The following is a 22,958-nucleotide window of genomic DNA, read 5'->3' on the forward strand; positions in this document are numbered from 1 at the left end:
CAGCGACCGCCTCGTCCTGCACCACTGACCCTGGCCGGCCGACGGACCACGTCCGTCGGCCGGCCCCCTGGCACCGGTCGACTCCCGCGGGGCCGGCAGCAGACGCGAGGTACCCCCGTCGACCCGCACTGCGGCCGAAGGCACACGCCCAGAGCACCCTCGCGCTCTTCCCTCGGCGGCGTCGGCGACACGCCGGCGGTAGCCGTACCGCCGCGCCCAGCCACGCCCGCCCACCCGGACTGCGGTCGTCACAGCTGGCCGTGCGGAGTACGAGAGCACCCAGGCAACTGCGCCAGAGATCTCCAAGAGCGTCAAGGAACATGCCAGTTGGCGGTGCGAGTGTGAGGGCGAGCGCGGACCTGGCAGTCACACCGGCCGGTGCGCCAACCGGCGCGGGCAGCCCGCGTACGGCACTGGCTCGCGCATCATCCTGACCACCGCTCAAGTTGCGGAATGCTCCCGCGTCCGCTGGGTCAGTGCCCGGTGGGACGTACATGATCACGGCCATGCCGACGAGGCAGACCAAGGCGCCGATGATGTCGCAGCGGTCGGCGGCCACAGCATTCTCAAAGAGTGCGTAGGCCCCGGTCGGCAAAGGCGATCAGCCACTCGAAACTCTCGTCGATGTCGGCGCTCCACTGGAAGCCGTTGGCCGACTGCAACGTGGCGAAGCCGTGGCAGAGGCTGCGCAGCATGCGCAGGGCGTGGTCCACGTCGGACTCTGCGATCTCGTAGCCGCGCAGGACCGCCGTGAACGCGTCGAGCAGCCGCTGGCCCACGGTGGCCAGCGGATCGTCCGGGCCGGACGGTTCCACGCCGATCGTCGCGGCGTACCGGCCGGGGTGCTCCAGGACGAAGGCGCGGAAGGCGCGTGCCGGGGCCGCCAGTGCGTCGCGGCCCGCGTACCCCTGGACCGCGACGCCGAGGGCGTCGGCGACCTCGCGCAACGCAAGGGTCGCAATGCGCCGGTTGAGGTCTTCCTGGCCGCCCACGTGCTTGTACAGGGACGGGGTACGCACACCCACCCGCTCGGCCAGCAAACCCATCGTCAGGTTGGCGAGGCCCACCCCGTCGGCGAGGGCGGCACCGGCCGCGACCACGGCCGCCGGGTCCAGGCCGGCCCTAGGCACGAGCGGCGTCCGATCGGAGGAAGGCGAGCATGAGCGAAACCACCTGGTCGGGGAACTGGTCGTGCGGGTAGTGCCTGGCGCCCTCGATCATCTCAAGGCGACCGAGGCCGGACGGCAGCGCATCAACGATCGCCAAGCCCTCGGCGTGCGGGTCGGCCCAGTCGGGGTCGAGCGTGCCCATCACAACCAGGACCGGGCCCGACGTGACCAGCGCCGGTCGGGACATCTGCGGCCACACCAGCAACACGTCGCTCGTACCGCCCTGTTGACGCGTGCCAATGATGATCATAGGCTGCCTCGCCGTCGGCTCCGGCGCGCACCCGGAACCCAGATTCCGTCCGTCTGCGCGCAGCCACCCTTCGTCGACCCGTCGACGGTGGGTCCGGGGTCGCTGTCCGACAGCGCCACCTGCACCGCCCGGTACCGACAACTCCAGGAGGAGCAAGTGAGAGGACGTCGCGCGGCCGCCTGGGCCGCCTCAGCCGTCATCACCACCTTCGCGTTGACCGGCACGCTCGCCGGATCCGCCGCCGCAGCGCCCGGCGCGACATCCGGGTCCGCCACCGCAGCGCAGGCCCGGTCGGAGGTGGTGGCCACCACGACCGACCCCGTCACGCACGAGGAGAACGACCGCGTCCCGAAGGGCTCGCTCTGGACGCAGCACTACTTCCCTTCCTCGGACGGCAGCGGGGTCGAGCTGCACGCCGACGTGCTGCGCCCGGCAGACCTGCCGGCGGATGCGAAGACGCCGGTGATCCTGTCGGTGGGCCCGTATTTCTCCCACGCGGGGGAGACTGCTCCCGCGGGGTGGGACCGGGTCGGGCCATCGGCGCGCTTTCAGGATTTCATCAACGGCGCGCGGCTCATGGAGCGTGGATACACCTTCGTGATGGTCGACCTGCGCGGCTTCGGCGGCAGCACCGGGTGCCTGGACTTTCTCGGCCCGGGGGAGCAGGCTGACATCAAGGCGGCCGTCGAGTGGGCAGCGAGCCAGTCGTGGTCGACTGGCAAGGTCGGCATGTACGGCAAGTCGTACGACGCCAACACCGGGTTGGCGGCCAATACCCTCAAGCTCAAGCCTCTGCGGGCGATCGTTTCCCAAGAACCGACGTGGAACAGGTACAACTACCTGTACAGCAACGGGGTGCCGCGTTCCAACGTGACCAGTACCCCGCGGGGTTACTACTCGATCGCGACGATGGCACCGCTGGCCGACGACGGCGACCACTACAAGGCGAACGCGGGATACGAGAAGAACCACCCCGAGTGCGAGAGCGACAACCTCACCAACACCCAGAACCCCGACCCGAAGTCGCCCTTCTGGCGTGCCCGCGATTTTGCCTCCCGCGCCGCCGGATCCCAGACGCCGCTGTTCGTCACGTCGGGCTTCATCGAGGACAACACCAAGCCCGAGGAGATGCAGAAGTACCTGGCCAACCATCAGGGTCCGCAACGCGGTTGGATCGGCCAGTGGGAACACGTGCGCGGTAACGAGACCAATGCCAGGGGCCAGCTCAAGATGGGACGGGCAGGCTGGTTCGACGAGGTGATGCGGTTCTACGACCAGTATCTCCGCGGCATCGAACCGTCGGTGGCCGACCCAGCGTTCTCCCTCGAGGACAGCCTCGGCCACTGGCGCGCCCAGCCGACCTGGCCGGTGACCAACGACTCGTACAAGGTGCGGCTGGCGCCCGGGCAGTACGTCGACGACGGCGGCAAGGCGCAGAAGGCCGCCCTGCCGATGACGGCACCGGAGTCTCAAGGCTGGGACATCGAGTACGCGCCGGAGGTCGGCTCGCTGACGACTGACCAGACGAGTGCGCTCAGCGCCGACGCACCCGGCAACAGTTACTGGACCTGGTCCATGCCCGCCGCTGAGCAGGTTCGGATCACGGGCAGCCCGGAGATCACGCTGAAGACCAGGGGTCAGGGCAACGTGTGGGTACGGCTGTGGGACGTCGCTCCGGACGGCAAGGCGACGATGTTCAACGAGAACGTCGCACTGCTGGAAAGCGGCGGATCAACCTCCTTCGCCCTGAAGGCGACGGACTGGTCCTTCGAGCAAGGGCACCAGCTGGGGGTCCAGATCGGAACCATCACCTCAAACGGCTGGCGGAGCGTTCCCTCGGGTGAGACGATCACGGTCTCCGACGCGCGGCTCGCCCTCGAGGTGCAGGACCCGCGGTTCGACTCACCGACCCAGGGTGACCGCTCGCCGTACCTGGACACGTACGTGAGGGCGAACACCACCACGCTGAACAACGTCGGCACCCCCACCTTCCCGCTGAGCATCTCAAAGAACGGATGACCTGGAAGACTGCTGAAAATCTTGTTGGCGGGGTTGTCCGGCCGTAGGCCGGGCGGCCCCGTTCTTGCCTATGTGGCGGGTGTGAGGTTGCGCCTGCCGAAAACCTCATCCGCGCAGGTCATGCGACATGTTGGTACTCGTGAAGGACGCCGCCGAGCCGTTCACCTCTGCGTATGTCGAGGCGAGCGATCTGCTCCGGATCGCTGATCGGGACCGGCAACAGGTGCAGAGGGCGGGTGTTGGTGGGAGTTCGGTGTCATCGGCCACATCCCCGGCAGCGACGAGTTGGCCGCGAAAGTCGGCAACGCCCTGCGTACCTGGGAACGCGAGTACCGTGGCCGTGACGCCGGCTTCGAGATCCAGCCCCTCGACGCCCCTGCGATCGAGCAGCGCGCTGGCCACTTCGCTATCGAGACCCCACTGAACCGGATCGTCGTCGACTGGGAGTGACGCCCCCGCGCAGCAAACGGTGTCGGTCGGCCGTGCGCTGGCGGGCACCATCGTCTCAACAGGCGTCTCTACGAGCCGTCAGGTGTTGTCCGGCCATGTCAGACGGCGGGCGAAGTGTGCCCATGCGGCCACGACCATGAGCACGGCGACAAGGCTGCCGAGCGTCATGACCGTGGACGGGGAGGTTCGGTCCACGATGACACCACCGGCCACCGCGCCGAGTGAGATCGTCACCTGGAAGGAAGCAGTGAACAGCACCGACGCTGCCTCGGGCGCGTCGGGGGTTGCCATGGCGAACCACGTCTGGGAGGAGACGGGGACGGCACCATAGGCAACGCCCCAGACGATCAACAGGGCGACGGCGCCGATCTGCCAGCACCCCAGGACCGGCAGCAGCAAGGTGACGGTTGCGATCATGCCGGCGGCGAGACCGAAGGTGGCTCGGGGATAGCGGGTGACCACCGCTCCGCCCAGGAAGTTGCCGACGATTCCTGCGGCACCGTAGACCAACAGGAAGACAGTGATCAGTTGCGAGCTGGCATCGGTGACTTGCTCCAGGAACGGAGTGACGTAGGTGTAGGTCCCGAAGTGCGCCAGCACGGCCAAAAAGGTCAACAGCAGCGCGAAACGCGTGTTAACGCTCTTGAACATGCCGCGCAGCACACTCAGACGGGTCGTCCGGTTGGGCGGCAGCGGCGGCATGACCAGGAGCAGCATGGCCAGTACACCGACCGTGAGGGCACCCATGACGACGAAAGCCGTGCGCCAGCCGGCCAAGTCCCCGATGAACGTGCCGGCCGGTACACCGAGCACGGAGCCCAGCGGCACTGCGGAGAAGATCACCGACGTGGCGCGGCCGACCGACGCCGCGGGCACCAGGCGCTCGGCCAATCCGGCACCGATCGACCAGAAGCCCCCGATGACGATGCCGACGATGACACGGGAGACCAGGACCAGCCAGTAGTCGGGTGCCGCGGCGGCCAGGAAATTCGCCATGGCCAGCATGAGCATGAACACGCACAGCATCAGACGGCGGTCGATGTGTGCGGTCGCCACGGTGACCACGGGTGCGGAGATGGCCGCAAGAAGTCCGGGCATGGTCATCATCAGCCCGGCCATCCCGTCGGAGATGGCGAAGCTGGAGCCGATCGTGGTGAGCAGGCCGATCGGCAGGATCTCGGTCGTGACGATCGAGAAGATTCCCAGCATGACCGAACTCACGGCCAGCCACCCGATCAGGGGAGATCGAGTCGGTAATCCGACTCCTCCAGAGTGGCACGTGGTGGTGTTTGTCGAGGCCATGAATTCCGTCCCGTGAAGGGCCTGTCGTTGCCTGATCAGTTCAACAGGCCCCGCGCAGTGAGGGCTGGCAGGTCTGCGACATCATTCTTGTGACGCGAGGGTGATGTCGCAGACCTGCTGAATCGCTCTGCAACATGGCTGCCAGTCAGGGGCTTTGGTGCCGAGAAGGCGGTTCATAGGTTGATGTCCGTTTCCGCGCGAGGGTGAGGCAGCGCCGCTGACCGCGGTGCTCGGACGGCTTGCTGCTTCCCGGCGAAACCGCCGACGTCACCATGCGGTACGACATGCGTTCACTCACCCCGCCGCCCCAGCAGACCAGCGGCTGCGGACCAACAGATTCCGCTCGCGCGCACACCATCAGGCGACGACAGAACCTCTCAAAGACTCACGAACCGCCCTCTAAGAGCGGGGCCAAGGCGGCGGGTGCTGCGGCGGCAACGGCCGGGGTGGAGTGGTGGAGCAGCGGCATTCCGGAGCGTGCTTCGTAGTGGCGGAACCGGGCGGCGACCAGACCGCCGGGCGGCCGGTCGCGGTGGATGCCGTCCTTGCCGTACCGGATCACCGCCACCTGGTCCTCGATCCACTCCAGCACCCTCTCGATCGCGCGCTCGTGCGCGGCCTCGATCACCTTGCGGGTCTCGCCATCGCCCAGCGCCCACAACAGGTGGATCGAAGACGAGGTCGACACCGGTGACCTTCACCCGGCGCCCGAGGGCGCCGGCCTTCCACGCCGCCTTCGGGGACTTTCCCTTGGCCAGCAGGTCGGCCTCGATCCGGTCCGCGTACGGGTGCCGGCCTCTCTCCCCAAACAAGTTCCGCAGCTGCTGCTCGGTGACCTCCTCCCCCGCCGCCAGACCGAGCACGGCGAGGCCGCGGCCCATCCACCGCCCGGCCGGGACACCGGCCTCCTCCTGAGCCTCACGGAGCGGTGTGCGGGCCGGGCGGCGGCCGTCGCCGACGAAGACCTGGCGCATGTAGTAGCGGTACATCTGCCCGGCGGTGATCAGCTCGATATCCATCGTCATGCAGGCCACGCCACACGGTTCTGACCTGCAAGAAAAGGCCGATCATTCCAGCGTCCCGTCAGGCGCGAGCAGCGGCCGAACTTTCTTCTCAGGTGCCCGCCGGGCGGGAAGCGGCCCCGGCAGGCGAGCCAGTGTCATCGCTCTCCGGCAGTACCTCGCACCACCCACCCGCGACGGCCCGGACGGCACCAACGAGCACCACGGAACACGCACCACCGACAAGCACCGCCCCGCCCTACACGGACGACCACCCCTCAGCCCCTGCCCCCTGCGCCTCTCACTTCTCCCCTGCGAAGTGGTGCCGGAGGGCGGGTTCCTGGTTCAGCGAGATGTGAGCGGCATCCCGGTCGATGTGATCCTTGCCTTCTACGGCTTGTACTTCCTGCTCGTAATGCCGCTGTACCGGCTCAGCTCCGGCCCCCTGGCGGCGATCGCCGCGGGAACGGCCCTCGTCCTGCCCCAGGTGCTCTACGTGGTGCAGCAGGCGATCGGCGACAGTGCCGTCCGCTCGCCCGGTGAGCCCGACGGCATCGTCTCGCTGCTCTTCACCGGCACCTACCCGGCCCTGACCTGGATCCCGTTCGTGATCGCCGGCATGGCCGTGGCCCGCCTGGACCTGGCTGCCACCGCTGTCCGGACACGTCTGGCCTTCACGGGTGCAGCCCTCATGATCACCGGCTACGGAGGCTCCTGGCTGGCGCTGCACGTCTTTCCCGGCGCCGCCGACGCCATCAGCACGTCGGCGGCGACCGGGGGTGGAACGAGCGCGTGGTGGTCTGACACTGCGGGTTATCCGTCCGGGGACACCCCCGCCTGGCTGCTGGCTGCCTCCCCGCACAGTGAGACCACCCTGTCGATCCTGGGCAACACCGGCGTGGCGATCATGGCCGTGACCGCGTGTCTGGCCGCGACAGACGCCCTCCCGCGCTCCAGTCCCTGGCCCGGCCGGTTATCGCAGTCGGTTCCATGTCGCTGACCGCGTACGTCTTCCACCTCGTCGCCATCCGGTTCCTGGGCATCGAGGGACTGCCCGGGTCGCCCCTGCACGTCCTGCTCGGCTTCATCGCGGCCGCCATGGTGTTCGCGACCGTTTGGTCGCGCTTCCAGCAGCGCGGACCACTCGAATGGCTGATGACCAAAGCGACGGGCCTCGCCCGGTATATCCGCTGAGCGCAGAACCGGCCTACGGGAAGCGGTGACGAGCGACCTGCGGGACAACTGGTGCACGACGCAGGCCCTCGCCAAATACCCGTTCCTGCAGTCCCGCTTCCTAACCGTGGACGGACGCCCGCTGACCGAGCGCCTCAAGCGTGCCCCCTGGAACACGATCGTGGGCAGTTCGGCACGCGCAGGCCCACGGCACCCGTCCTGCTGTCCCACAGCGTGGACTGCGCGCCGTCGGTCCTGCCTAGGCCACCGGTGCCGCCGGGCGGCGTCTCCGGCGCAGAGAGCTGCGACCGGCGGCGCAACCCGGACCTCGCGTTGGCCCGAAAGGTGTCCGCCGCGTTCATGTGAAGAGCTCGGCGGCCATACTTTGCTCTCCGGCGGACGAGGTGACCGAGGTGGGGCGCGCCTTGTTGCGGGCAAGGGGCTCGAGACGTTTGCCGGGGTCGGGGTACGTCGGGATCAGGTGCCGTCCCCAGGTGCCGTTGACGAGACCCGCGAACGCGCCGTACAGGCCGAGCGCGGCGGTGAGGAAGCCAAGGACGCTGCCGACCCTGATCAGCGCGGTGGACTGGACAAACGCGCCTGCCGTGAGGACGGAGAGGTTGATCGTTGTGGTGACGAACGCCGCCAGGAGGACGCCGGTGGTTCTCAGCGCGGCAAGGGTGAGTACGAGGAGGACCACGGCCCATGGGAGGAGGAACAGACCTGTTGCTGTGTGGGCCTCTCCGGCGGGCAGGGTAGCGACGATGAAACTTGCTGTAGGTCACGAAGCACAGCCAGAACGCGCCTAGCGTTGTGCAGGTGGTGGCGCCGAGCCTGCTGCCCTGCCTGAACTCGACGATGCCGGCGATCATCTGGACCAGGCCCCCCACGAAGAACTCGAGCGGGAACGCGGCCGGAGCGAGGGCCTGGTCGATGCCGGCGCTGAAGAAGCTCGAGATGAGGTTCGCCATGCTGAACACGATGAGGCCCATCGGCGCCGGGCCGGGCGCCGAGAGCCCGGGCGGCGAGGCCGCCGGTGCGGATGACGATGATTGCGACACGTTGGTCGCCAATCGGGGCAGGCTGCGAGGAATGGCACCGCTACGCGAGGACTTCGAGCAGCCGTTTGCCCAGGACGCCGGCCGAGTGCGGGTTCTGCCCGGTGATGAGGTTGCGGTCTTCGACCATGAACGGCTCCCAGTTCGGGCCGCGACTGAAGTCGACCCCGGCCTTCTCCCTCAGATCGGTCTCCAGCAGCCACGGTGCGCGGGGGGCGAGTCCGACGCCCTCTTCCTCGTCGTTGGTGAATGCCGTGACCTTGTAGCCCTTGAACGGCGAGACGCCGTGGATCCGGGTGGACAGCATGGCGGCCGGGGCGTGGCATACGATCGCCAGCGGCTTGCCCGAGTTCAGCTGCGCGGTCAGCAGGCGTCCTGCGTCGGCGTCGAACGCGAGGTCCGCCATCGGGCCGTGACCGCCCGGCAGGTAGACCGCGTCGTAGTCCTCGAGGCGCACGTCCGAGAGCTTGAGAGGACGGCGCATCACCTCGGCGTCGCGGATGATGTTCTCCAACCCCAGTGCCCCGTCCTCACCACCCGCGAAAGCCGGGCGCAGGCTCATCATGTCGACGGTCGGAATCACCCCCTTCGGAGTGGCCACCACCACCTCGTGCCCGGCATCGGTGAGGATCTTGTACGGGTTCGCGAACTCCTCGGCCCAGTAACCCGTGGCATGCCTCGTGCCGTCCTTCAGCACCCAGAAACTCGCCCCGCTCACGATGAAAAGCACCTTCGCCACAGCGCAACGCTCCTCTCAGCCCTGACCTGCGTCACGGGGATTCGAACCATTGGGCAGCCTCATTACTCTTCGGACACTAAGCCCGCCATCACTGTCGCGCACTGCGACTGCCGCGGCGAGGGCGAGACCCACCGGAACGGTCAATCCTCGCAAATGACCAGTTGCGCGAGTTCTGCGAACAGCCCGGAGCCGATCACGAATCCGCAGGTCGCCGTTCGCAGAACCCCTCAAAGCCGGCGTGTTGTGCGAGACGGTTCTGACAGGCTGTCCGGGTGGATTTGACGCCCGATCAAGCCGCAATCGCGGTATAAGTTCCGACTGTCCGAAATGTGAAGCTCCGGCGGGGCCCCTGCCGCACCCGCGGCGGGAAGACCGCCATGAAGTACCACACCGCCCGCTTCATCCTGGTGCCCGCGCTCCTCGAGGAGCTGGAGGTCCTCGTCCCCGAGGACCGCGGCCCCGTGCAGCCGATGAATCCGGTCAGCCTCCAGGTCCACCTGCGCGAGATCGGCGTCCCTCCGCAGCGCGGCAGGACCTCCGCGATCCGCCAGCTCGTCCTTCAAGCCCCGGCCCCCGTTATCGCGAAGGCCCTCGGCTACCACGACAAGACCGCCACCCGCCTGGTCACCGAAGCCGGCGGCACCTGGAGCCGATACGCCCCCGGCGATCACAGTCGGTGACCACTCCGCTTGCCGAGGTTGCTCCTTGCAGGTCGGCCGGGGGAACGGCCGTAATCGGAGTCCCAGCCATTGAAGCCGGGCGATACCTGCCTGGTGGGAATCCCCGCGACCGTGGTGCACGTCCAGGCGGTCCATCGCTTCGATCCGCCCCTGGTCACCGGCATGCTGCCGCGGCCCGCGCCCTACGTCGAGGTTCTGCGGCAGGGTCAGACCCACGACCCTGACCCTGAGGACCAGGGCTACACGATTGATCCGGCCGGCAGTGAACCGATACGCATAGAGCTGTTCTTCCGTCCGTACGCCTTCCTCGAACCGGGTGATGAGGTTGCCGACCGGAACGAGCGCGCCTGGCAGTTCGATGCGGCCTGGGACTGGCACCCCTTCGACGGTGAGCGGTCGGGCACTCCAGCCTGGCCACTGGCGCTGCTCTCCCGCCATGGTGAGCCGACACCGACGGAAGCCGCAGCGGTCGCCCAGACGACGGCGGTCGGCAGCCACGCGGGCGAACTGGAGCGGTGGAGCGGACTCACTCTCGCGCGACCGGCCGCCCATCAGCAGTAGCCTCGCGGGACCGAACAAGATCAGGTGGTAGGCGCTGACAGCAGTCAAGATCACCCGGATAATGTTCACTTCACTTGGCGCGCGAAATGGTGAGAATCCGACAACACGGATGAGACCGAGTGAGAGTCTGCCAGCTGCGCTGCGACAGGACACTGCATGTCTCAGCGCCACGTCGGATCCGACTTCCATCCGGCACCAGCTGTGAGATTCCGACACGAAATTTGAGACCCTGCAGGCTGTAGGTTCTCAGCGTCGATGTCATCTGATCGACCACGCGACCAGCGCCTCCGGCCCGTTCTCAAGCGGATGACATGACTCCGGATTCTCGGTTGCGTGACAAATCCTCGCGGCTGCGGTGCTGCCTCAGGGTGCGGTTGAGGGCGCTCGGAGGGCGGGCGAGGTCAGTTCCAGGTCACGGTTGTCGCGGCCGGGCTCCAGTCCGCTGCGGCCGTGGGCCATGTCGAGAGCGTCGACGACGAGTTCGGCGCGGTGGTGGTCGGCCATGGCATAGCCGACGACCTCGCGGGTGGCCAGGTCCAGCCAGCAGGCGAGGTAAAGCCAGCCCTCGGTGGTGGGCAGGCAGGTGATGTCGCCGACCAGCTTGGTGCCGGGGAGCTCGGCATGGAAGTCGCGGCCGATGAGGTCCGGGGCCGGCTTCGCCTTCTTGTCCGGCCGGGTCAGCGAGCGGTGCTTGCGCCGGGTGACGCCGCGGATGTCGCGTTCGCGCATGATGCGGGCGATGCGCTTGCGGTTCACCCGCTGCCCCAGGCGCCGCAGTTCGGCGTGGATGCGCGGGACGCCATAGGTCTTTCGGGAGGCGATGTGCAGCACGGTGATCTCGTGCGCGAGCACGTCGTCGGCCGCCTGGCGCTTGCGGCGGGCGGCCTCGCCATCGCGCCAGGCGTAGTAGGAGGAGCGGGCTAGGGCGTGTATCGAATGTGCTGGTCACAGCCACTCATTGATGGCTGCGATGAGGACGGTCGCTTCGTATCGGACCGCAAGCTTGTCATACCTCGTGGCCACGGCCCGGTGTCGCTTGAGGCGGTTGATGGCGCACTCAACCGCGTGGCGTTCGCGGTAGTCGATCTTGTCGAACTTCGGCGGCCGACCACCGTGCGAGCCGAGGTTCTTGCGGTTCCGGGCCTGGTCCGCCTTATCTGGAATCGTGCAGCGGATACCGCGCCTGCGCAGGTAGGCGCGGTTCTTTCGGGAGGCGTACGCCTTGTCGGCGCGGACCCGATTCGGACGGGTGCGTGGCCTGCCCGGACCGGGACGGGAGACGCGGATCTTCTCCAGGACGGGTTCGAACTGCGGAGAGTCCCCTCGCTGTCCGGCAGTGATCACGATCGACATCGGCTTCTGGCCCTGCTCGACGGCCAGATGCAGCTTGGTCGTCAGACCGCCGCGCGAGCGTCCAAGGCCGTGGTCGTCCGGCTCCGCCGTGCCGACACCGCCGGGCGGCTCCTTTTGCAGATCCCCCTTTTCCGCGCGCCGGCGGCGTGCTGGTGGGCCCGGCATACGGTGGAGTCGACATTGATGTCCCAGGTGATGAGTTCCTGGGCATCCGCCTGGACCTGTAGTTCGGCACGGATGCTCTGCCAGGTCCCGTCCCGCTGCCAGCGGCGGAACAAGTCGTACACCCGGCCCCAGGGCCCGTACCGCTCTGGGACATCTCGCCACGGGACGCCAGTGCGGGTCCGAAACCGTATGCCGTCGATCAGCTGCCGTCTCGTCCATTTCGGTGGACGTCCCGGCTTCTTGCCTCCCTGCAACAACGGCGCCAGCCGATCCCACTGGGTATCCGTCAGGTCTCCGCGCGCCACCGGGCGATCATCGCAGAGACTGATCGACTTCAGAACTGGACGCCAGACCAGTCACAGAAAGGATCACTTCAACCGTCTCTTCAACCGACTGCGCAGCGTTGTCGATCCAGATTCCCTGCTGCGCGAGCTCGGAGCGCATCGCCTCATCCAGTGGCGACCAGTCCGTGGCCAGGGCCTTCTCCCGAGCTTGGTTGCGCCGCCATGCCTCTGCCGGGCCGGGAGCCAGGATGACGATGTGGAGCGGCACGGCCGCCAGCGTCGTGCGGTAGAAGTCAAGGTGGGAACGACGGACCACGACATCATCGAGCACCGGGATGAAACCGGCCCGCGCGAAGCTGTCCGCCAGAAGGCACGCGTTGCGGGCCCGCAGGAAAATCTGCCGGTCGGCTTCCGCGTTCGCGGCCGGTGAGGGCCATTGCCCACCGCTGACGATCATCTGCTGGAGTGCGTCCACCTCGATATGGGCCGCCATCCGGAACCGGCTGGCCAGCGCAGTGGCCACCGTCGACTTCCCACTCCCCGGGATGCCGGTCAGCAGGACAGCCCCGGCAGCCGGCTCGCGGTCGACGGGCACCAGATCCAAGCTCATACGACTCCTCCAAGCGCAAACGATCAGGTCCTTGAGGGTACCTACTGCCCCTGATTCGCCGAGTTGGCGACCGCTTGATCCACTTTCAACACACGCCCTAGTGCTGTGACCGGGATGGTCCACCGTGATCGGAAGGCGGCTCGCGGGACGAGCGCACGCGCAACGGCTGGTATTACTGGGGCATGCAGGAAGAGACGGCACGCTCCGCGATCGACACGTTCATCTCCGCGTTTAACGCCTCGGACGACAGCTATGTGACTGCCCTGCTCTCCCAGGCCCTAACCTCAGACGTGGTCTTCTGGGGACCGTTGGGTCGCAGCGAAGGAATCGCGGCGGTCGAGCGGTTCGTGCTGGACATCCGGCGCCACCCGGCGGGGACCGGCACGATGGTGCGCTGCTCAGACGTGGACATGCCTGACGAGTGGGCCCGGTACCAGTGGGTATTCACCACGCCGGATGGAGGCCCCCGCCTGGCGGGAACGGACGTCGTCCATCTGCGGCGGAGCCTCATCGACCAGGTCATCGTCTTTGCGGGGGAGATCGAGCCGTCCGCCTCCTGAGTCGTCCTTCTGTCGCTGTCCTTCTCGTGAACTTGTCTCTTTCGGCACTCCGGGGCTGCGGTTCGCGGTCGGTCAGGCTGCGGCGTTGAGGGGGCGTCCGCCCCAGCGGGTGCCCTTCTCGCTGCGGATGCGGGCGCGTTCCTTGCGTTGGGCGGCAAGTACGTCGGGGTGGCGGGCGTTGGCGTTGCGCCAGCGCAGGTAGCGGTGCAGTGCCTGGGTTTGCGTGGGGTGGCTGCGGTGGTGGGAGTTGGCCAGGGTGAACCGCCGCAGGGGGCCGAAGTGGGCCTCGATCGGGTTGGCCCAGGATGCGTAGGTCGAGGTGAAGCACAGCTCGACCTTGTTCTTCTTCGCCCAGCGACGGATGTCGGCGCCGGTGTGGGCGGAGAGGTTGTCCAGGATGATGTAGATCGGGGCGCCGTCGGGCCGGGCGGCGCGGATCGACTTCAGCGCGGCCAGGGTGTTGGCGGTGCCCTTGCGGCGGCGGTTGACGCCCCACAGGCGGTCGTCGCCCACGGAGTAGCAGCCGTGGAAGTAGGTGACGCCGTGGGTGCGGCGGTAGGTCGCCGGCAGCCGGTTTGGCTTGCCCTGCTTCGCCCAGCAGGAGCCTGCGGTGGGCCGGATCCCCAACGGCCCGAACTCGTCGAGGGCGAAGACCCGGTCCGGGAAGCGGCCCAGAACCTGCTCGATCCGGTCGAGCTTGGCGTCGCGATGAGGGTCGGGTGATTCCTTCCATATCTTGGTGCGCTGGAAGGTGATGCCGCGGCGCCGGAGCAGGCACCGTAAGGCTTCACGGCCGATGCGGATGACACGTCCGTGCACTTCCCGCAGGTAGGCGGCGAGTTTGCGGATCGACCAGCGGGTGAAGGGCTGGCCGAGCCTGGTGGGGCGGGTGGTGGCGAAGTCCTCGTCGTCAGGGGTGAGCAGGCGGGGACGGCCTCCCGCCCACTGAGGATCCAGGCAGGCCAGGCCGATCTCGTTGAAGCGGTGGATCACGTCGCGCACGGTGTCCTCATCGGCCTGGACCAGCTGGGCGATCACCGGCACCCGGTTTCCGCCCGCCGAAGCGAGCAGCATCATCGCCCGCCGGTAACGCACCGAACTCGTGCTGCCCCGGCGCACGATCTGCTTCAGCTTCTGCCCCTCCTTGTCGGTCAATCTGCGTACACGGACAGGCTCAGCCACCGCGCCTCCAGCGGTCGAATGGACGTCACCGCACATCCAACCGTCACGACCACCAACCCGGCGAACCTACGCGGTCACAGCACCAGGGAGGAAAAGGGTGAGTCCGCCTGCACCACACTTGTTGCAGACGCTACATTCCATATCCAAGCCACTGAGCTGCAGAAACTTCGTCGAGGCGATCGGGGCGGTATCCGTCGACGATCATGCCCCAGGCGATCGACCCGGCACCCACCCGAAGGCGGTCTCGGACTGGGCGGTGTGGTGGTGCACGCCCGGGGCCCCTGCGAGCGAACCGGTGTGCTGACGGCCGCCCGGCGGATCATTACGGGCGTCAGGACATGCTGCCCCGGCACACCGTCCCCGGGGCCGGGGTGCGGCCCGTGCGGAGGTATTGGTCGACCGCCTCCGTGACGCAGCGGTTCTGCGGGTATGTGCCGTGGCCCTCCTCCTCGGCCGTCAGGAGCACGCCGACACCGTCGCCCAGGGCGCGGGCCATGTGGCGGGCGCCGGGGTATGGGGTAGTCGGGTCGCCGGTGCCGCCGACCACTAGGACGGGGGCCGCACCGTCGGCGTTCACCTGGGGCGTGGCGCGCTCGCCGTCGAACGGCCAGTCGTAACAGAGGTAGACGCCGGTGGACCAGGCCGCACCGAAGACGGGTGAGGCGGCTTTGATGCGGGCCTCGTCCCTGTCGAGGCGTTCGAAGCCGGGGCGCAGGCTGGAGTCCGCGCAGGTGATCGCGGTCTGGGCGGCGCGGCTGCTGTCGCGCGGGGTCGCCGCGCGGTCGGCGGAGCCGATGTCGTCCGCGCCTTTGCTCAGCGGACGGCCGTCGTTGTGGTCGATCAGCGTGGTGAGGGCCTTGGCGAGCGGCGACCAGCCGTCTGTGCCGAGGTCGAGATGGTCGCTGACGGCGTACGCGAGGTCGTCGGCGTCGAGGTGCCTTCCGCCGCCGGCCGGGGCGGGCTTCTTCTCCAGGCGGTCGGCCAGGCGCGCCATGCGTCGCGCGGCCTCCTCGGGCCCGTCGCCGGTCGGGCAGTGGCGGATACGGGCCGCGCAGTGCGCAGCGAACCGGTCGAACGCCGCCTGGACCGCCTTGACCTGCGACACCTGCTTCTCGTCGAGGTCCTCGGTCGGATCGACGGACGCTTCGAGGACGAGCCGTCCGACGTGCGACGGGTACAGGTGGGCGTAGACCGCGCCGAGCGCCGTTCCGTACGAGACGCCGAAGTAGTGCAGCCGCTCGTCGCCGAGGAGGTAGCGCATCAGGTCGAGGTCGCGCGCGGTGTGCGAGGTGCCGATGTACGGGAGGAGCGCCCCGGAGTGCTCGGCGCAGGCGTCGGCCCCGTCGTAGCCGGTGTCGTCCGCGGTCTTCCCGCAGCGCACAGGGATGGTCGCGCCAACGCCGCGCGGGTCGAAGGAGACCAGGTCGTAGCGGTCGAGGAGCGGCTTGTACTGGTTGAGGAGTTCGGGCAGTCCGATCACGCCGGACACGCCGGGGCCGCCGAAGTTGAGGACGAGCGAGCCGATGCGCCGGGCGTTCGGGCCCGTGGCCTTGCGGCGGATCAGGGCGACGTCGATCGTCCTGCCGTCTGGTTTCCGGTAGCCGAGGGGGGCCTTCATGGCGGCGCAGTCGTAGCCCGTGCGCGCGGTGGGCGGCGAGGTGCAGCGGGACCAGTGGAGGTGCTGGCCGGTGGTGAGCGCGGTGGGCAGACCGGCGGGCGGGTTGTTCGCGGTGAACTCCGTACGCGGCTCCGCACTCCGGCCGGAAGCGTCGTGCTGGAGCCAGGCGCCGACGGCCCCGATCGCGGCGAGGACGACCCCGGCGATGATGCGCGCACCGACCGAGAGGCCCGGTCTGCGGCTTCGTATCGGATGTGTGTCACTCATCGAAATCCCCGCGCTCCCGCCCTTGGACGCCCGCCCCGTGCCCGCATGCCCGTACCCGTGATCGTCCGATCGTCGAATGAGTGCAGGGTACAAGCCGCCTCCGACAGCACGGCTCGCGAGAGTGCCCAGAAATTTAGACCGCCCCGTGCTCACGCGACTCCTCCTGCGGTCCGGCCCGGCGTGTGCTGGACGCCGGGCTGCTGGGTGTGCGGCGGCGAGGCCGTCACCGGGGCGGGCTGTGGCCGGGGGCCGCGGGCGACGGCGCGCTCCCGCATGCCGTCCTGGAGCCTGGCGGCCAACCGGGCGGCTGCTTCGAAGGTCCGGCGGGACTGCTCCACCGTGTCGACGTCGACGCCGGACTGCTGCTCCAGAAGGCGGCCGGCCCTCCGGCCGGTGTGGAACGGCCGCGGGTGCGACCTCGATGCGGCAGGCACGGCGACGGCGTACGGCCGGGAGCCCAGGCGCTCCGCACGTCGCGCTGCGTTGACCCGGGCGGCCAGGGCGCCGGCAGCGAGGCGGACCCGCTCGTACGGGGGCGCGGACCGCTTACGGGGCAGCGGGCGCAGCACGGCCTGGTCCTCGGTGTCGCGCGGGTCCAGGGCGCGCAGGCCGGCGGTCATCATCCGGCCCCGCCCGAGGGGGCGGATGTAGTCGTCGACCACCGCCTGCACGATCTGTTCGTCCAGGCCCGGCTGGTGAGGTCGGCCGCGCAGGGCGTAGGCGAGGTGACGTCGGGCTTCGGCGAGCAGGTGCCGACGCGTGAACGCGCCGCGCATTACGTACACCACGGCGACAGTGTCCACGGCCGCCAGGACGACGCCGACCACCGGCCGCACCCGGGCCCACACCACCGCAGCCGCCGCCCGCGCCCGCTCCCCAGACGGTTGATGACGTCGGATCGACACGGTCTGGCCCCTGGCCGGGCTGCACCAAGTCCAGGGAAGACTCGGGGGGGCGGGGGGCAACCCCTGAGACGCCACCCGGAGGACAACCCTGACCACGTCCCGGTGCCTTCCCTGATTCCCGTCTCGCGCGGTTGTGACCCGGTTGGCACGCTGTCACGTTCGACCAGGGGGCAACCCCGTGATCCATTTTGTAAGACCACGGAAAGGACTTCATGCAACCGCTCTTCAGGGCGCTCACCGGAGTGCTCGCCGCTGGAGTACTCGCCGGAGCGTCGACGCCAGGCGTGGAGGCGGCGGATGCCGGCCGTCCCGGCAGAAGCCCGACGACACAGGATGCCATCGACTGGAAACCATGCCCCCAGGACGCCGCAGCGGAATGCGGGACCCTGCGCCTGCCCGTCGACTGGGCCCGTCCGTCGGCTGAGAAGTTCGATCTCGCGGTGGCCCGCCGCAAGGCGACCGATCCGGATCGCCGGGTCGGCGTGCTGCTGGTCAACCCGGGTGGACCGGGCGATTCGGGGGTGGACTTCGCCGTACGGCGTGCCACGTCCCACTTCAGCGCGGACGTTCAGGAGAGGTTCGACATTGTCGGGTTCGACCCACGGGGTGTCGGAGGCAGCCAACCGGTCAAGTGCTCAGCGGAGTTGCTGGACCGAGCGCCGTCGGCCTACCCCCGTGACCAGACGGAGTTCGATCAACTCGCCAAGTACAACCGGGCACTACGCCAGGACTGCCGACGGCACAGTGGTCCGGTCTTCGACCACGCCGACACCCTGAGCGTCGTCCGGGACATGGACGCGATCCGCAGGTCGCTGGGCGAGAAGAAGATCAACTACTTCGGCCACTCCTATGGCACGCTGATCGGCGAGCAGTACGCGGAGCGGTACGGCGACCGGATCCGGACCATGGCCCTCACCGCGAACATCGACCACAGCCTCGGCGTCCGGGAGTTCCTCGTCTCCTCGGCGGCCACAGCGGAGGACTCGTTCCACCGGTTCGTGAAGTGGTGTGAGTCCACCAGCTCGTGCGCCCTGCACGGCCGGGACGTCACTGCCGTATGGGACGACCTGCTCGCCAGGGCGGACAAAGGGGGGATACACGATCCGGAGAGCCCTGACCAGGTTCTCACCGCGAACGCGATCGCGCTCAAGTCCTTCAAGAAGTACTTCTACGGCCCGGACTGGGACGAGCTGGCCACCTATGTGGCCGGCCTCGACGCGCGGGAACAGGAACCGAAGGAACGGCGGCGAACTCAGCAGCCTCAACCACGGACACCGCAGGGAGCAGAGGAGCAGACGCGCGCGGAACCGTTCTACGCGGTGTTCTGCCAGGACTGGCGGTTCCGGCCGAAGAACTACCGGGAGTACGCCAGTCTGACCGAAGCCGAACTACGGGCCGCACCGCACCTACGCGGCTCACCACGCGTACACGCGGCGGTGGCCGGATGCGTCGGCTGGCCGAACAAGGTGAACAACCCGCAGCACCGCCTGCGCATCACCGAGGCACCCGAGATCCTCATGCTGCATTCGCTGCACGATCCGGCGAACAACTACGCGTGGGCGACCAATGTGCACCGGCAGACGCGCAGGACGACCGTCCTGCTGCCGTACGAGGGCGCGGGTCACAGCGTCTACGGACGCAGTGACTGCACACGCGACGCCGTGGACGACTACCTCACGGAGCGGAAACTCCCGAGCGCCGGGAGCCGCTGTACCCCCGCCGCGAAGAACTGATCGCAAAGGGATGGCACACCGGCCGACGGCGGCCGAAGGCGGGCGCCTGTGAGCCAGGCGGCTTCCCCGCACCAGTTCGTGAGAGGCGCCTGGAGCCGACCATGTCGGCTCCAGGCGTGGCGTTATCGTCTGTCGCCGGATGGCTGCTCAGGTGCGCGTGCCCAAGGATGGTCTGCACGTCCCGCCCGCCGCCGCAGCCCCACGTCAACGGACTGTTGAGGAGCGTTTCTCGTGCCATGCGCCGTCCGGTCTCGCCCTGGGAGGGGTTCAGTGGCGATGGGTGGCTGTCGCGATGCGGACGAACGAGGGGATCAGCGGGTTCGTGTCGTCCTCGTTCCACACCGCCACCACGCGGCTCGGTGCCATGTCGGCCAGCGGCACTGCGGTCAGGCCCTCGGGCATCTCGTGCCCGAGGGGGGTGATGCCGACCGTGGCGTTCCAGAGCACGGCCTGTCGGCATTCCTGGACGGCCCGTACCACCGGCCCCTCGCGCGGCTCGCCGCCGTTCCAGTACGACCACCACTGCCGGTCGGTGCCGTCAGGGAACCGGAACCAGCGCCGACCGGCCAGGTCGGCCAGCTCCAGGCGCGTACGGCAGGCGAGGGGGTCGTCGGTGCGCAGCACCGCGCCGACGGGGTCGGCGCGCAGCCCGTGCACGGTCAGGCCGGTTTCGTCGAACGGTGCCCGCCGCACGACACCGACGTCTCCGGCGTCCGATGGCTGACGGTGATGGAACGGCTGGCGGCCGACGGCCATCGGGTGGTCGTTCCCGGCCACGGCGCCGTCGGCGGCCCGAAGGTGCTCGCCGACGTCCGCGACTATCTGCGCGAGCTGCGCGACGAGACCTGGCGTCGCCGCGACTCCGCGATGGGCGAGAGCGAGATCGTGGCCGAGGTCCGGGCGCTCTTGATCGACCGACACCCGGAGTGGGCCGGCCAGGAATGGATCGAGAAGGGCGTCGGCTGCCTGTGCGCCGAACACGCCGCATGACGATCCCAGGTGGCGCGCCTGCTCCGCAGGCGAGAACCGACCTCGCTCCCGATGGCTCCGGGACGCGCACCGCAGATGAACGCGATCGCCGAGCGGTTCGTGCGCACCGTCCGCGCCGAGTGCACCGACCGGATGCTCATCGGCGGCGAGCGCCACCTGCGCACGGTCCTTGACTACTACGTCGCTCACTACAACGGCGGGCGCAGCCATCAAGGCGCCGGACTGAGCCTGCGCGCCCCCGACGACGACCCGAACGTGACCCCGTTCCCGGTCCGGGCGGGGCGGACCCGCCGGATACCCGTTCTCGGTGGGCTGATCAACGAGTACAAAGCCGCAGCGTGAACCACCAGGTGAGACCTGGTCACTGAGTTTCGGAAGTAGTACAGGCCCCTGCCCCTCGGAGCCGGCGGTCGTGCCGGTCTCCCGCGCGTCGGCCTCCTCGAGCCGCGCCGCGAGCTGCCGGGCATACAACTCCAGGAGGCCGCACCGCACGCGATCGAAGCCGCCGCCCCGTTCGTCCACGACCACCAGACAGCCCAGCCATCGACCGTCCGATCCGAGCGGCAGCACACCCAAGGAGACGTCGGCCGACGGCCTCGCCGGATCGCCCTCGGCTCACAGGACCGGTTGCCCAGGTCCGAACCACTTCGGACAACCAGTAACAAAGGCATCGAAGACAGGCGACCGGTCGGCCTGGGTGTATTGCTTCGCAAGCCCGTACCGGGTGCTGGACATGCTGACCTCCTCGGCCGACCGTAGCTCGCCCTCTGCGTCCAGCAGGTACACCGCGGCAAACGCCGTGTCAGTGAATGCCAGGCCACGCTCCGACGTAATTGAGATACTCCGAGCACCGCCGATCTGCATCCTGCGTCGTGCCCACAGGCCCAGCCCTTGGCAAAGGCCCGACCCAAGAGCCGATTTCGCTCGCCATCTGGCCTATCCCAACAATTCATGCCATGTTACGTGCGTCCACGCAGGGAAACCATCGACGCATGTGGGACGCCCGCAGTGATCGCTGCGGGTTTGTTCGGGATCCGTGGCCGCCCTTGGTGCAATGCGCGGCGGTGGAGGTCGGGGGCGCGGGGTACCGCCCCATGCTGCAGGTGCTGCTCGAGCCCGTAGAGGTTCCCCGAAAGAAGGGGGCATAAGAGTGCCCGGCAGTAGGCAGCGTGGATGAAGGAGCGGGGCTGGAGTGCGTGCATCGCAAGGCGGAGGATTGAGCCAACGCGGAGCGTTGGTGATTGACGACAACGCCGCGAGGTGCGTGCGCCGGCCCCGCGACGCCGCGAAGCCTACTGCCGGGCACTCTAAGCCGCCTCCCAGGCTGCGGCGTGAGTCAAGGGCGGTCCGCCTCGGACGTACCGCCCTCCTGCCTCTTGACTACGCCTTGGCGGCTACCGCCGGATCACGCCGCCGGCGAGCCGTAGATGCCCATCTCGTAGACCGAGTAGCCCCAGGTCGTCTTCCGCTCAACGCCCTGCATTCGGACATACTGCACCGCACCGCCGGAGTTGATCTTGATCACGTCATTGCCGCAGCTGTCGGGGTGCTGGGTGGCCGCCACGCTCCAGTTAGTCCCGTCCAGGGAAGTCTGGATCTGGTACTCCGTCGCGCAGGCCCCCTCCCAGGCGAGGGTTACCGCTGCGACCTCGGCGGGGGCGGCGAGCTTCACCTGGACCCACTCGTTGTCGCTGTAGCCGGATGCCCAACGGGTGCCGAGCTGACCATCGTTGACGTACCGGGCCGAGAGCCGGTCGAGGTTCTGCTCGACGCTGGATGCGCTCGCCGTGCCCTTCAGCGCGAGGTTCTCCGAGCCGCCCGCGGCATCCCACAGTTGAAGCCGGATGTCCGCCTGGATGAGGAAGGAGTCGAGTACCCCGTCGCCGACCTTGGGCTGGACCTTGCCCCATGTGTTGCGCGCCGGATCGACCCGTACGGCCCGGGCCTGCTTCTGCAGAGCCTCGGAGTCGGCGAGCAGCGCCTCGGCCTTCTCCTTGTCACCGGCCTGCCGGGCTGCGAGCGCGTCCAGTGTCTTCACCATCGACATGCCCCACAGCTGGGTGGCGTCCAGCCAGGGCTTGGCATCGGCGGCGAAGCCCTGCTCCACCGATCCGGCGCGGATGGTGGCCGGGGCGTCCTCGATTTCGTTCGCGTAGGTGCGCAGTGTCTTGACAGAATTGGTGCGGTCGCCCGCGTCCCATGCCTTCCAGAACTCGGCTATCCGGCCGGCGAGTTCGGGTGCCTGGGACTGCCAGGGGGTGGTGCCGAAGGTCGGGGCCAGGTGTTCCAGGTCGGCGAAGACGAGCAGCGCGTCGGTGGCCCGGCGGTCACCGCCCGCGAGGTAGGCCATGGCACGCGCCCAGCTCGCCTTCGCGTCGTACGCCTTGTCATTCCAGGTGAATTCCGCGGCGCCGAAGACCGCGATCTTGCTGGCGTACGGCTGGTTCATCGGGTTGGCGACGATTCCGGTGAGGTGCTCGGAGAGTCCCGTCTCGCGCTTGTCGTAGGGGGCGAGCAGCAGTCGGCCACTGGTGTTGCCGTAGTCGTTGACCGGGTAGTTGTCCCAGACGAAGACCTTGCGGCCGAAGAGTTTGGATGCGCCGTCGGCCTGCTCGTTGGTAATCGCGGGCGGTACGACGTCGGTGCCGGTCCACATGACCACGACCGCGGGGTCGAGGGTGGCCCGCATCGTCTGCTTGTAGCTGGTGTCGGTCAGGTCGCCGTACTCGGTCGGCACCATCTGGAGGGGGCGGGCGTCCTCGTGGGTGGCGATGAAGTTCCGCTCGAGGTCATTGTGAAGCTCCCCCTTTGACCTGGACAGCCTGATACTGGGACGGAAGGTCCCGGAGGAAGCAGTTACAGGCAGTGAGCAAGAAGAGCAATATGAGC

The 22,958-nt window shown here is 68.5% G+C and carries 19 protein-coding genes and 6 pseudogenes; 10 read left to right on the forward strand and 15 right to left on the reverse strand.

Annotation, left to right across the window (positions count from 1 at the left end; all coding sequences use genetic code 11):
* Nucleotides 1-566: 566 nt before the first annotated feature.
* Both AB0915_RS30180 and AB0915_RS30185 read right to left on the reverse strand, forming a co-directional pair.
* On the reverse strand, nucleotides 567-1,100 hold the full coding sequence (locus AB0915_RS30180) for a TetR/AcrR family transcriptional regulator (protein ID WP_366694118.1): 534 nt from the start codon (nucleotides 1,098-1,100) through the stop codon (nucleotides 567-569).
* A 22-nt stretch (nucleotides 1,101-1,122) separates the two neighbouring features.
* A pseudogene (locus AB0915_RS30185) lies at nucleotides 1,123-1,326 on the reverse strand (alpha/beta hydrolase); the annotation flags it as partial.
* 249 nt (nucleotides 1,327-1,575) lie between these two features.
* Here AB0915_RS30185 and AB0915_RS30190 point away from each other — a divergent pair.
* Complete coding sequence (locus AB0915_RS30190; protein ID WP_366694103.1) at nucleotides 1,576-3,438, forward strand: CocE/NonD family hydrolase; 1,863 nt, start codon at nucleotides 1,576-1,578, stop codon at nucleotides 3,436-3,438.
* A 228-nt stretch (nucleotides 3,439-3,666) separates the two neighbouring features.
* Nucleotides 3,667-3,888: pseudogene (locus AB0915_RS30195) on the forward strand (methyltransferase, FxLD system); the annotation flags it as partial.
* Between the two features lie 78 nt (nucleotides 3,889-3,966).
* On the opposite strand, the gene AB0915_RS30200 reads toward AB0915_RS30195, so the two are convergent.
* Both AB0915_RS30200 and mobF read right to left on the reverse strand, forming a co-directional pair.
* Nucleotides 3,967-5,190, reverse strand: a complete 1,224-nt coding sequence (locus AB0915_RS30200) for an MFS transporter (RefSeq protein WP_366694104.1) — start codon at nucleotides 5,188-5,190, stop codon at nucleotides 3,967-3,969.
* A gap of 385 nt (nucleotides 5,191-5,575) precedes the next feature.
* Nucleotides 5,576-6,215, reverse strand: a pseudogene (mobF, locus tag AB0915_RS30205) (MobF family relaxase).
* Between the two features lie 331 nt (nucleotides 6,216-6,546).
* On the opposite strand from mobF, the gene AB0915_RS30210 reads away from it, so the two are divergent.
* A complete protein-coding gene (locus AB0915_RS30210; protein ID WP_366694105.1) occupies nucleotides 6,547-7,191 on the forward strand; it encodes a hypothetical protein in 645 nt (214 codons plus the stop codon).
* Nucleotides 7,182-7,385: a DUF418 domain-containing protein gene (locus tag AB0915_RS30215; protein WP_366694106.1), complete on the forward strand. Its 204-nt coding sequence runs from the start codon at nucleotides 7,182-7,184 to the stop codon at nucleotides 7,383-7,385. The genes AB0915_RS30210 and AB0915_RS30215 overlap by 10 nt, the downstream gene beginning before the upstream one ends.
* Nucleotides 7,386-7,722: 337 nt before the next feature.
* Here AB0915_RS30215 and AB0915_RS30220 read toward each other — a convergent pair whose 3' ends face one another.
* The 3 genes and pseudogenes from AB0915_RS30220 to AB0915_RS30230 form a co-directional block, all read right to left on the reverse strand.
* Nucleotides 7,723-8,130 (reverse strand): GPR1/FUN34/YaaH family transporter, encoded by a 408-nt coding sequence (locus AB0915_RS30220; protein ID WP_366694119.1) that lies wholly within the window; start codon nucleotides 8,128-8,130, stop codon nucleotides 7,723-7,725.
* Nucleotides 8,131-8,158: 28 nt separating this feature from the next.
* Nucleotides 8,159-8,356 (reverse strand): annotated as a pseudogene (locus AB0915_RS30225) (GPR1/FUN34/YaaH family transporter); the annotation flags it as partial.
* Nucleotides 8,357-8,465: 109 nt separating this feature from the next.
* Nucleotides 8,466-9,161 carry a type 1 glutamine amidotransferase domain-containing protein gene (locus tag AB0915_RS30230; RefSeq protein ID WP_366694107.1) on the reverse strand — a complete coding sequence of 232 codons (696 nt, stop codon included), beginning with the start codon at nucleotides 9,159-9,161 and terminating at the stop codon, nucleotides 8,466-8,468.
* Nucleotides 9,162-9,490: 329 nt separating this feature from the next.
* Here AB0915_RS30230 and AB0915_RS30235 point away from each other — a divergent pair, with 329 nt between their 5' ends.
* Both AB0915_RS30235 and AB0915_RS30240 read left to right on the forward strand, forming a co-directional pair.
* A complete protein-coding gene (locus AB0915_RS30235; protein WP_366694108.1) occupies nucleotides 9,491-9,841 on the forward strand; it encodes a hypothetical protein in 351 nt (116 codons plus the stop codon).
* Nucleotides 9,842-9,934: 93 nt separating this feature from the next.
* On the forward strand, nucleotides 9,935-10,402 hold the full coding sequence (locus AB0915_RS30240) for a hypothetical protein (protein WP_366694109.1): 468 nt from the start codon (nucleotides 9,935-9,937) through the stop codon (nucleotides 10,400-10,402).
* A 363-nt stretch (nucleotides 10,403-10,765) separates the two neighbouring features.
* Here the strand turns inward: AB0915_RS30240 and AB0915_RS30245 are convergent, their stop codons facing one another.
* The 3 genes from AB0915_RS30245 to AB0915_RS30255 all read right to left on the reverse strand — a co-directional run bounded on the left by AB0915_RS30245 (nucleotide 10,766) and on the right by AB0915_RS30255 (nucleotide 12,814).
* Complete coding sequence (locus AB0915_RS30245) at nucleotides 10,766-11,335, reverse strand: IS3 family transposase (RefSeq protein ID WP_366694120.1); 570 nt, start codon at nucleotides 11,333-11,335, stop codon at nucleotides 10,766-10,768.
* Between the two features lie 12 nt (nucleotides 11,336-11,347).
* A protein-coding gene (locus AB0915_RS30250; protein WP_366694110.1) for an IS5 family transposase occupies nucleotides 11,348-12,225 on the reverse strand; the annotation gives its coding sequence in 2 pieces (ribosomal slippage) (nucleotides 11,348-11,830 and nucleotides 11,833-12,225; 876 coding nt in all).
* A 7-nt stretch (nucleotides 12,226-12,232) separates the two neighbouring features.
* On the reverse strand, nucleotides 12,233-12,814 hold the full coding sequence (locus AB0915_RS30255) for an AAA family ATPase (RefSeq protein WP_366694111.1): 582 nt from the start codon (nucleotides 12,812-12,814) through the stop codon (nucleotides 12,233-12,235).
* Between the two features lie 182 nt (nucleotides 12,815-12,996).
* On the opposite strand from AB0915_RS30255, the gene AB0915_RS30260 reads away from it, so the two are divergent.
* Nucleotides 12,997-13,374, forward strand: coding sequence for a nuclear transport factor 2 family protein (locus tag AB0915_RS30260; RefSeq protein WP_366694112.1), 378 nt, complete (start codon nucleotides 12,997-12,999; stop codon nucleotides 13,372-13,374).
* A gap of 72 nt (nucleotides 13,375-13,446) precedes the next feature.
* Here AB0915_RS30260 and AB0915_RS30265 read toward each other — a convergent pair whose 3' ends face one another.
* The 3 genes and pseudogenes from AB0915_RS30265 to AB0915_RS30275 form a co-directional block, all read right to left on the reverse strand.
* Nucleotides 13,447-14,556, reverse strand: coding sequence for an IS630 family transposase (locus AB0915_RS30265; RefSeq protein ID WP_366694113.1), 1,110 nt, complete (start codon nucleotides 14,554-14,556; stop codon nucleotides 13,447-13,449).
* A gap of 331 nt (nucleotides 14,557-14,887) precedes the next feature.
* Nucleotides 14,888-16,441, reverse strand: a complete 1,554-nt coding sequence (locus tag AB0915_RS30270) for an alpha/beta hydrolase (RefSeq protein ID WP_366694114.1) — start codon at nucleotides 16,439-16,441, stop codon at nucleotides 14,888-14,890.
* Between the two features lie 149 nt (nucleotides 16,442-16,590).
* Nucleotides 16,591-17,316 (reverse strand): annotated as a pseudogene (locus AB0915_RS30275) (conjugal transfer protein TraA); the annotation flags it as partial.
* Nucleotides 17,317-17,558: 242 nt separating this feature from the next.
* On the opposite strand from AB0915_RS30275, the gene AB0915_RS30280 reads away from it, so the two are divergent.
* Entirely contained in the window at nucleotides 17,559-19,079 is a 1,521-nt protein-coding gene (locus tag AB0915_RS30280; protein WP_366694115.1) for an alpha/beta fold hydrolase, read from the forward strand.
* A gap of 267 nt (nucleotides 19,080-19,346) precedes the next feature.
* On the opposite strand, the pseudogene AB0915_RS30285 reads toward AB0915_RS30280, so the two are convergent.
* Nucleotides 19,347-19,790, reverse strand: a pseudogene (locus tag AB0915_RS30285) (LysR substrate-binding domain-containing protein); the annotation flags it as partial.
* A 15-nt stretch (nucleotides 19,791-19,805) separates the two neighbouring features.
* On the opposite strand from AB0915_RS30285, the gene AB0915_RS30290 reads away from it, so the two are divergent.
* A complete protein-coding gene (locus AB0915_RS30290; protein ID WP_366694121.1) occupies nucleotides 19,806-20,069 on the forward strand; it encodes a hypothetical protein in 264 nt (87 codons plus the stop codon).
* Between the two features lie 51 nt (nucleotides 20,070-20,120).
* Entirely contained in the window at nucleotides 20,121-20,411 is a 291-nt protein-coding gene (locus AB0915_RS30295) for an integrase core domain-containing protein (RefSeq protein WP_366694116.1), read from the forward strand.
* Nucleotides 20,412-21,474: 1,063 nt separating this feature from the next.
* Here AB0915_RS30295 and AB0915_RS30300 read toward each other — a convergent pair.
* A partial coding sequence (locus AB0915_RS30300) for a beta-N-acetylglucosaminidase domain-containing protein (RefSeq protein WP_366694117.1) occupies nucleotides 21,475-22,958 on the reverse strand: 1,484 nt, incomplete at its 5' end.

The organism is Streptomyces sp. NPDC048411 (genome assembly GCF_040704695.1).
Taxonomy (GTDB): domain Bacteria; phylum Actinomycetota; class Actinomycetes; order Streptomycetales; family Streptomycetaceae; genus Streptomyces.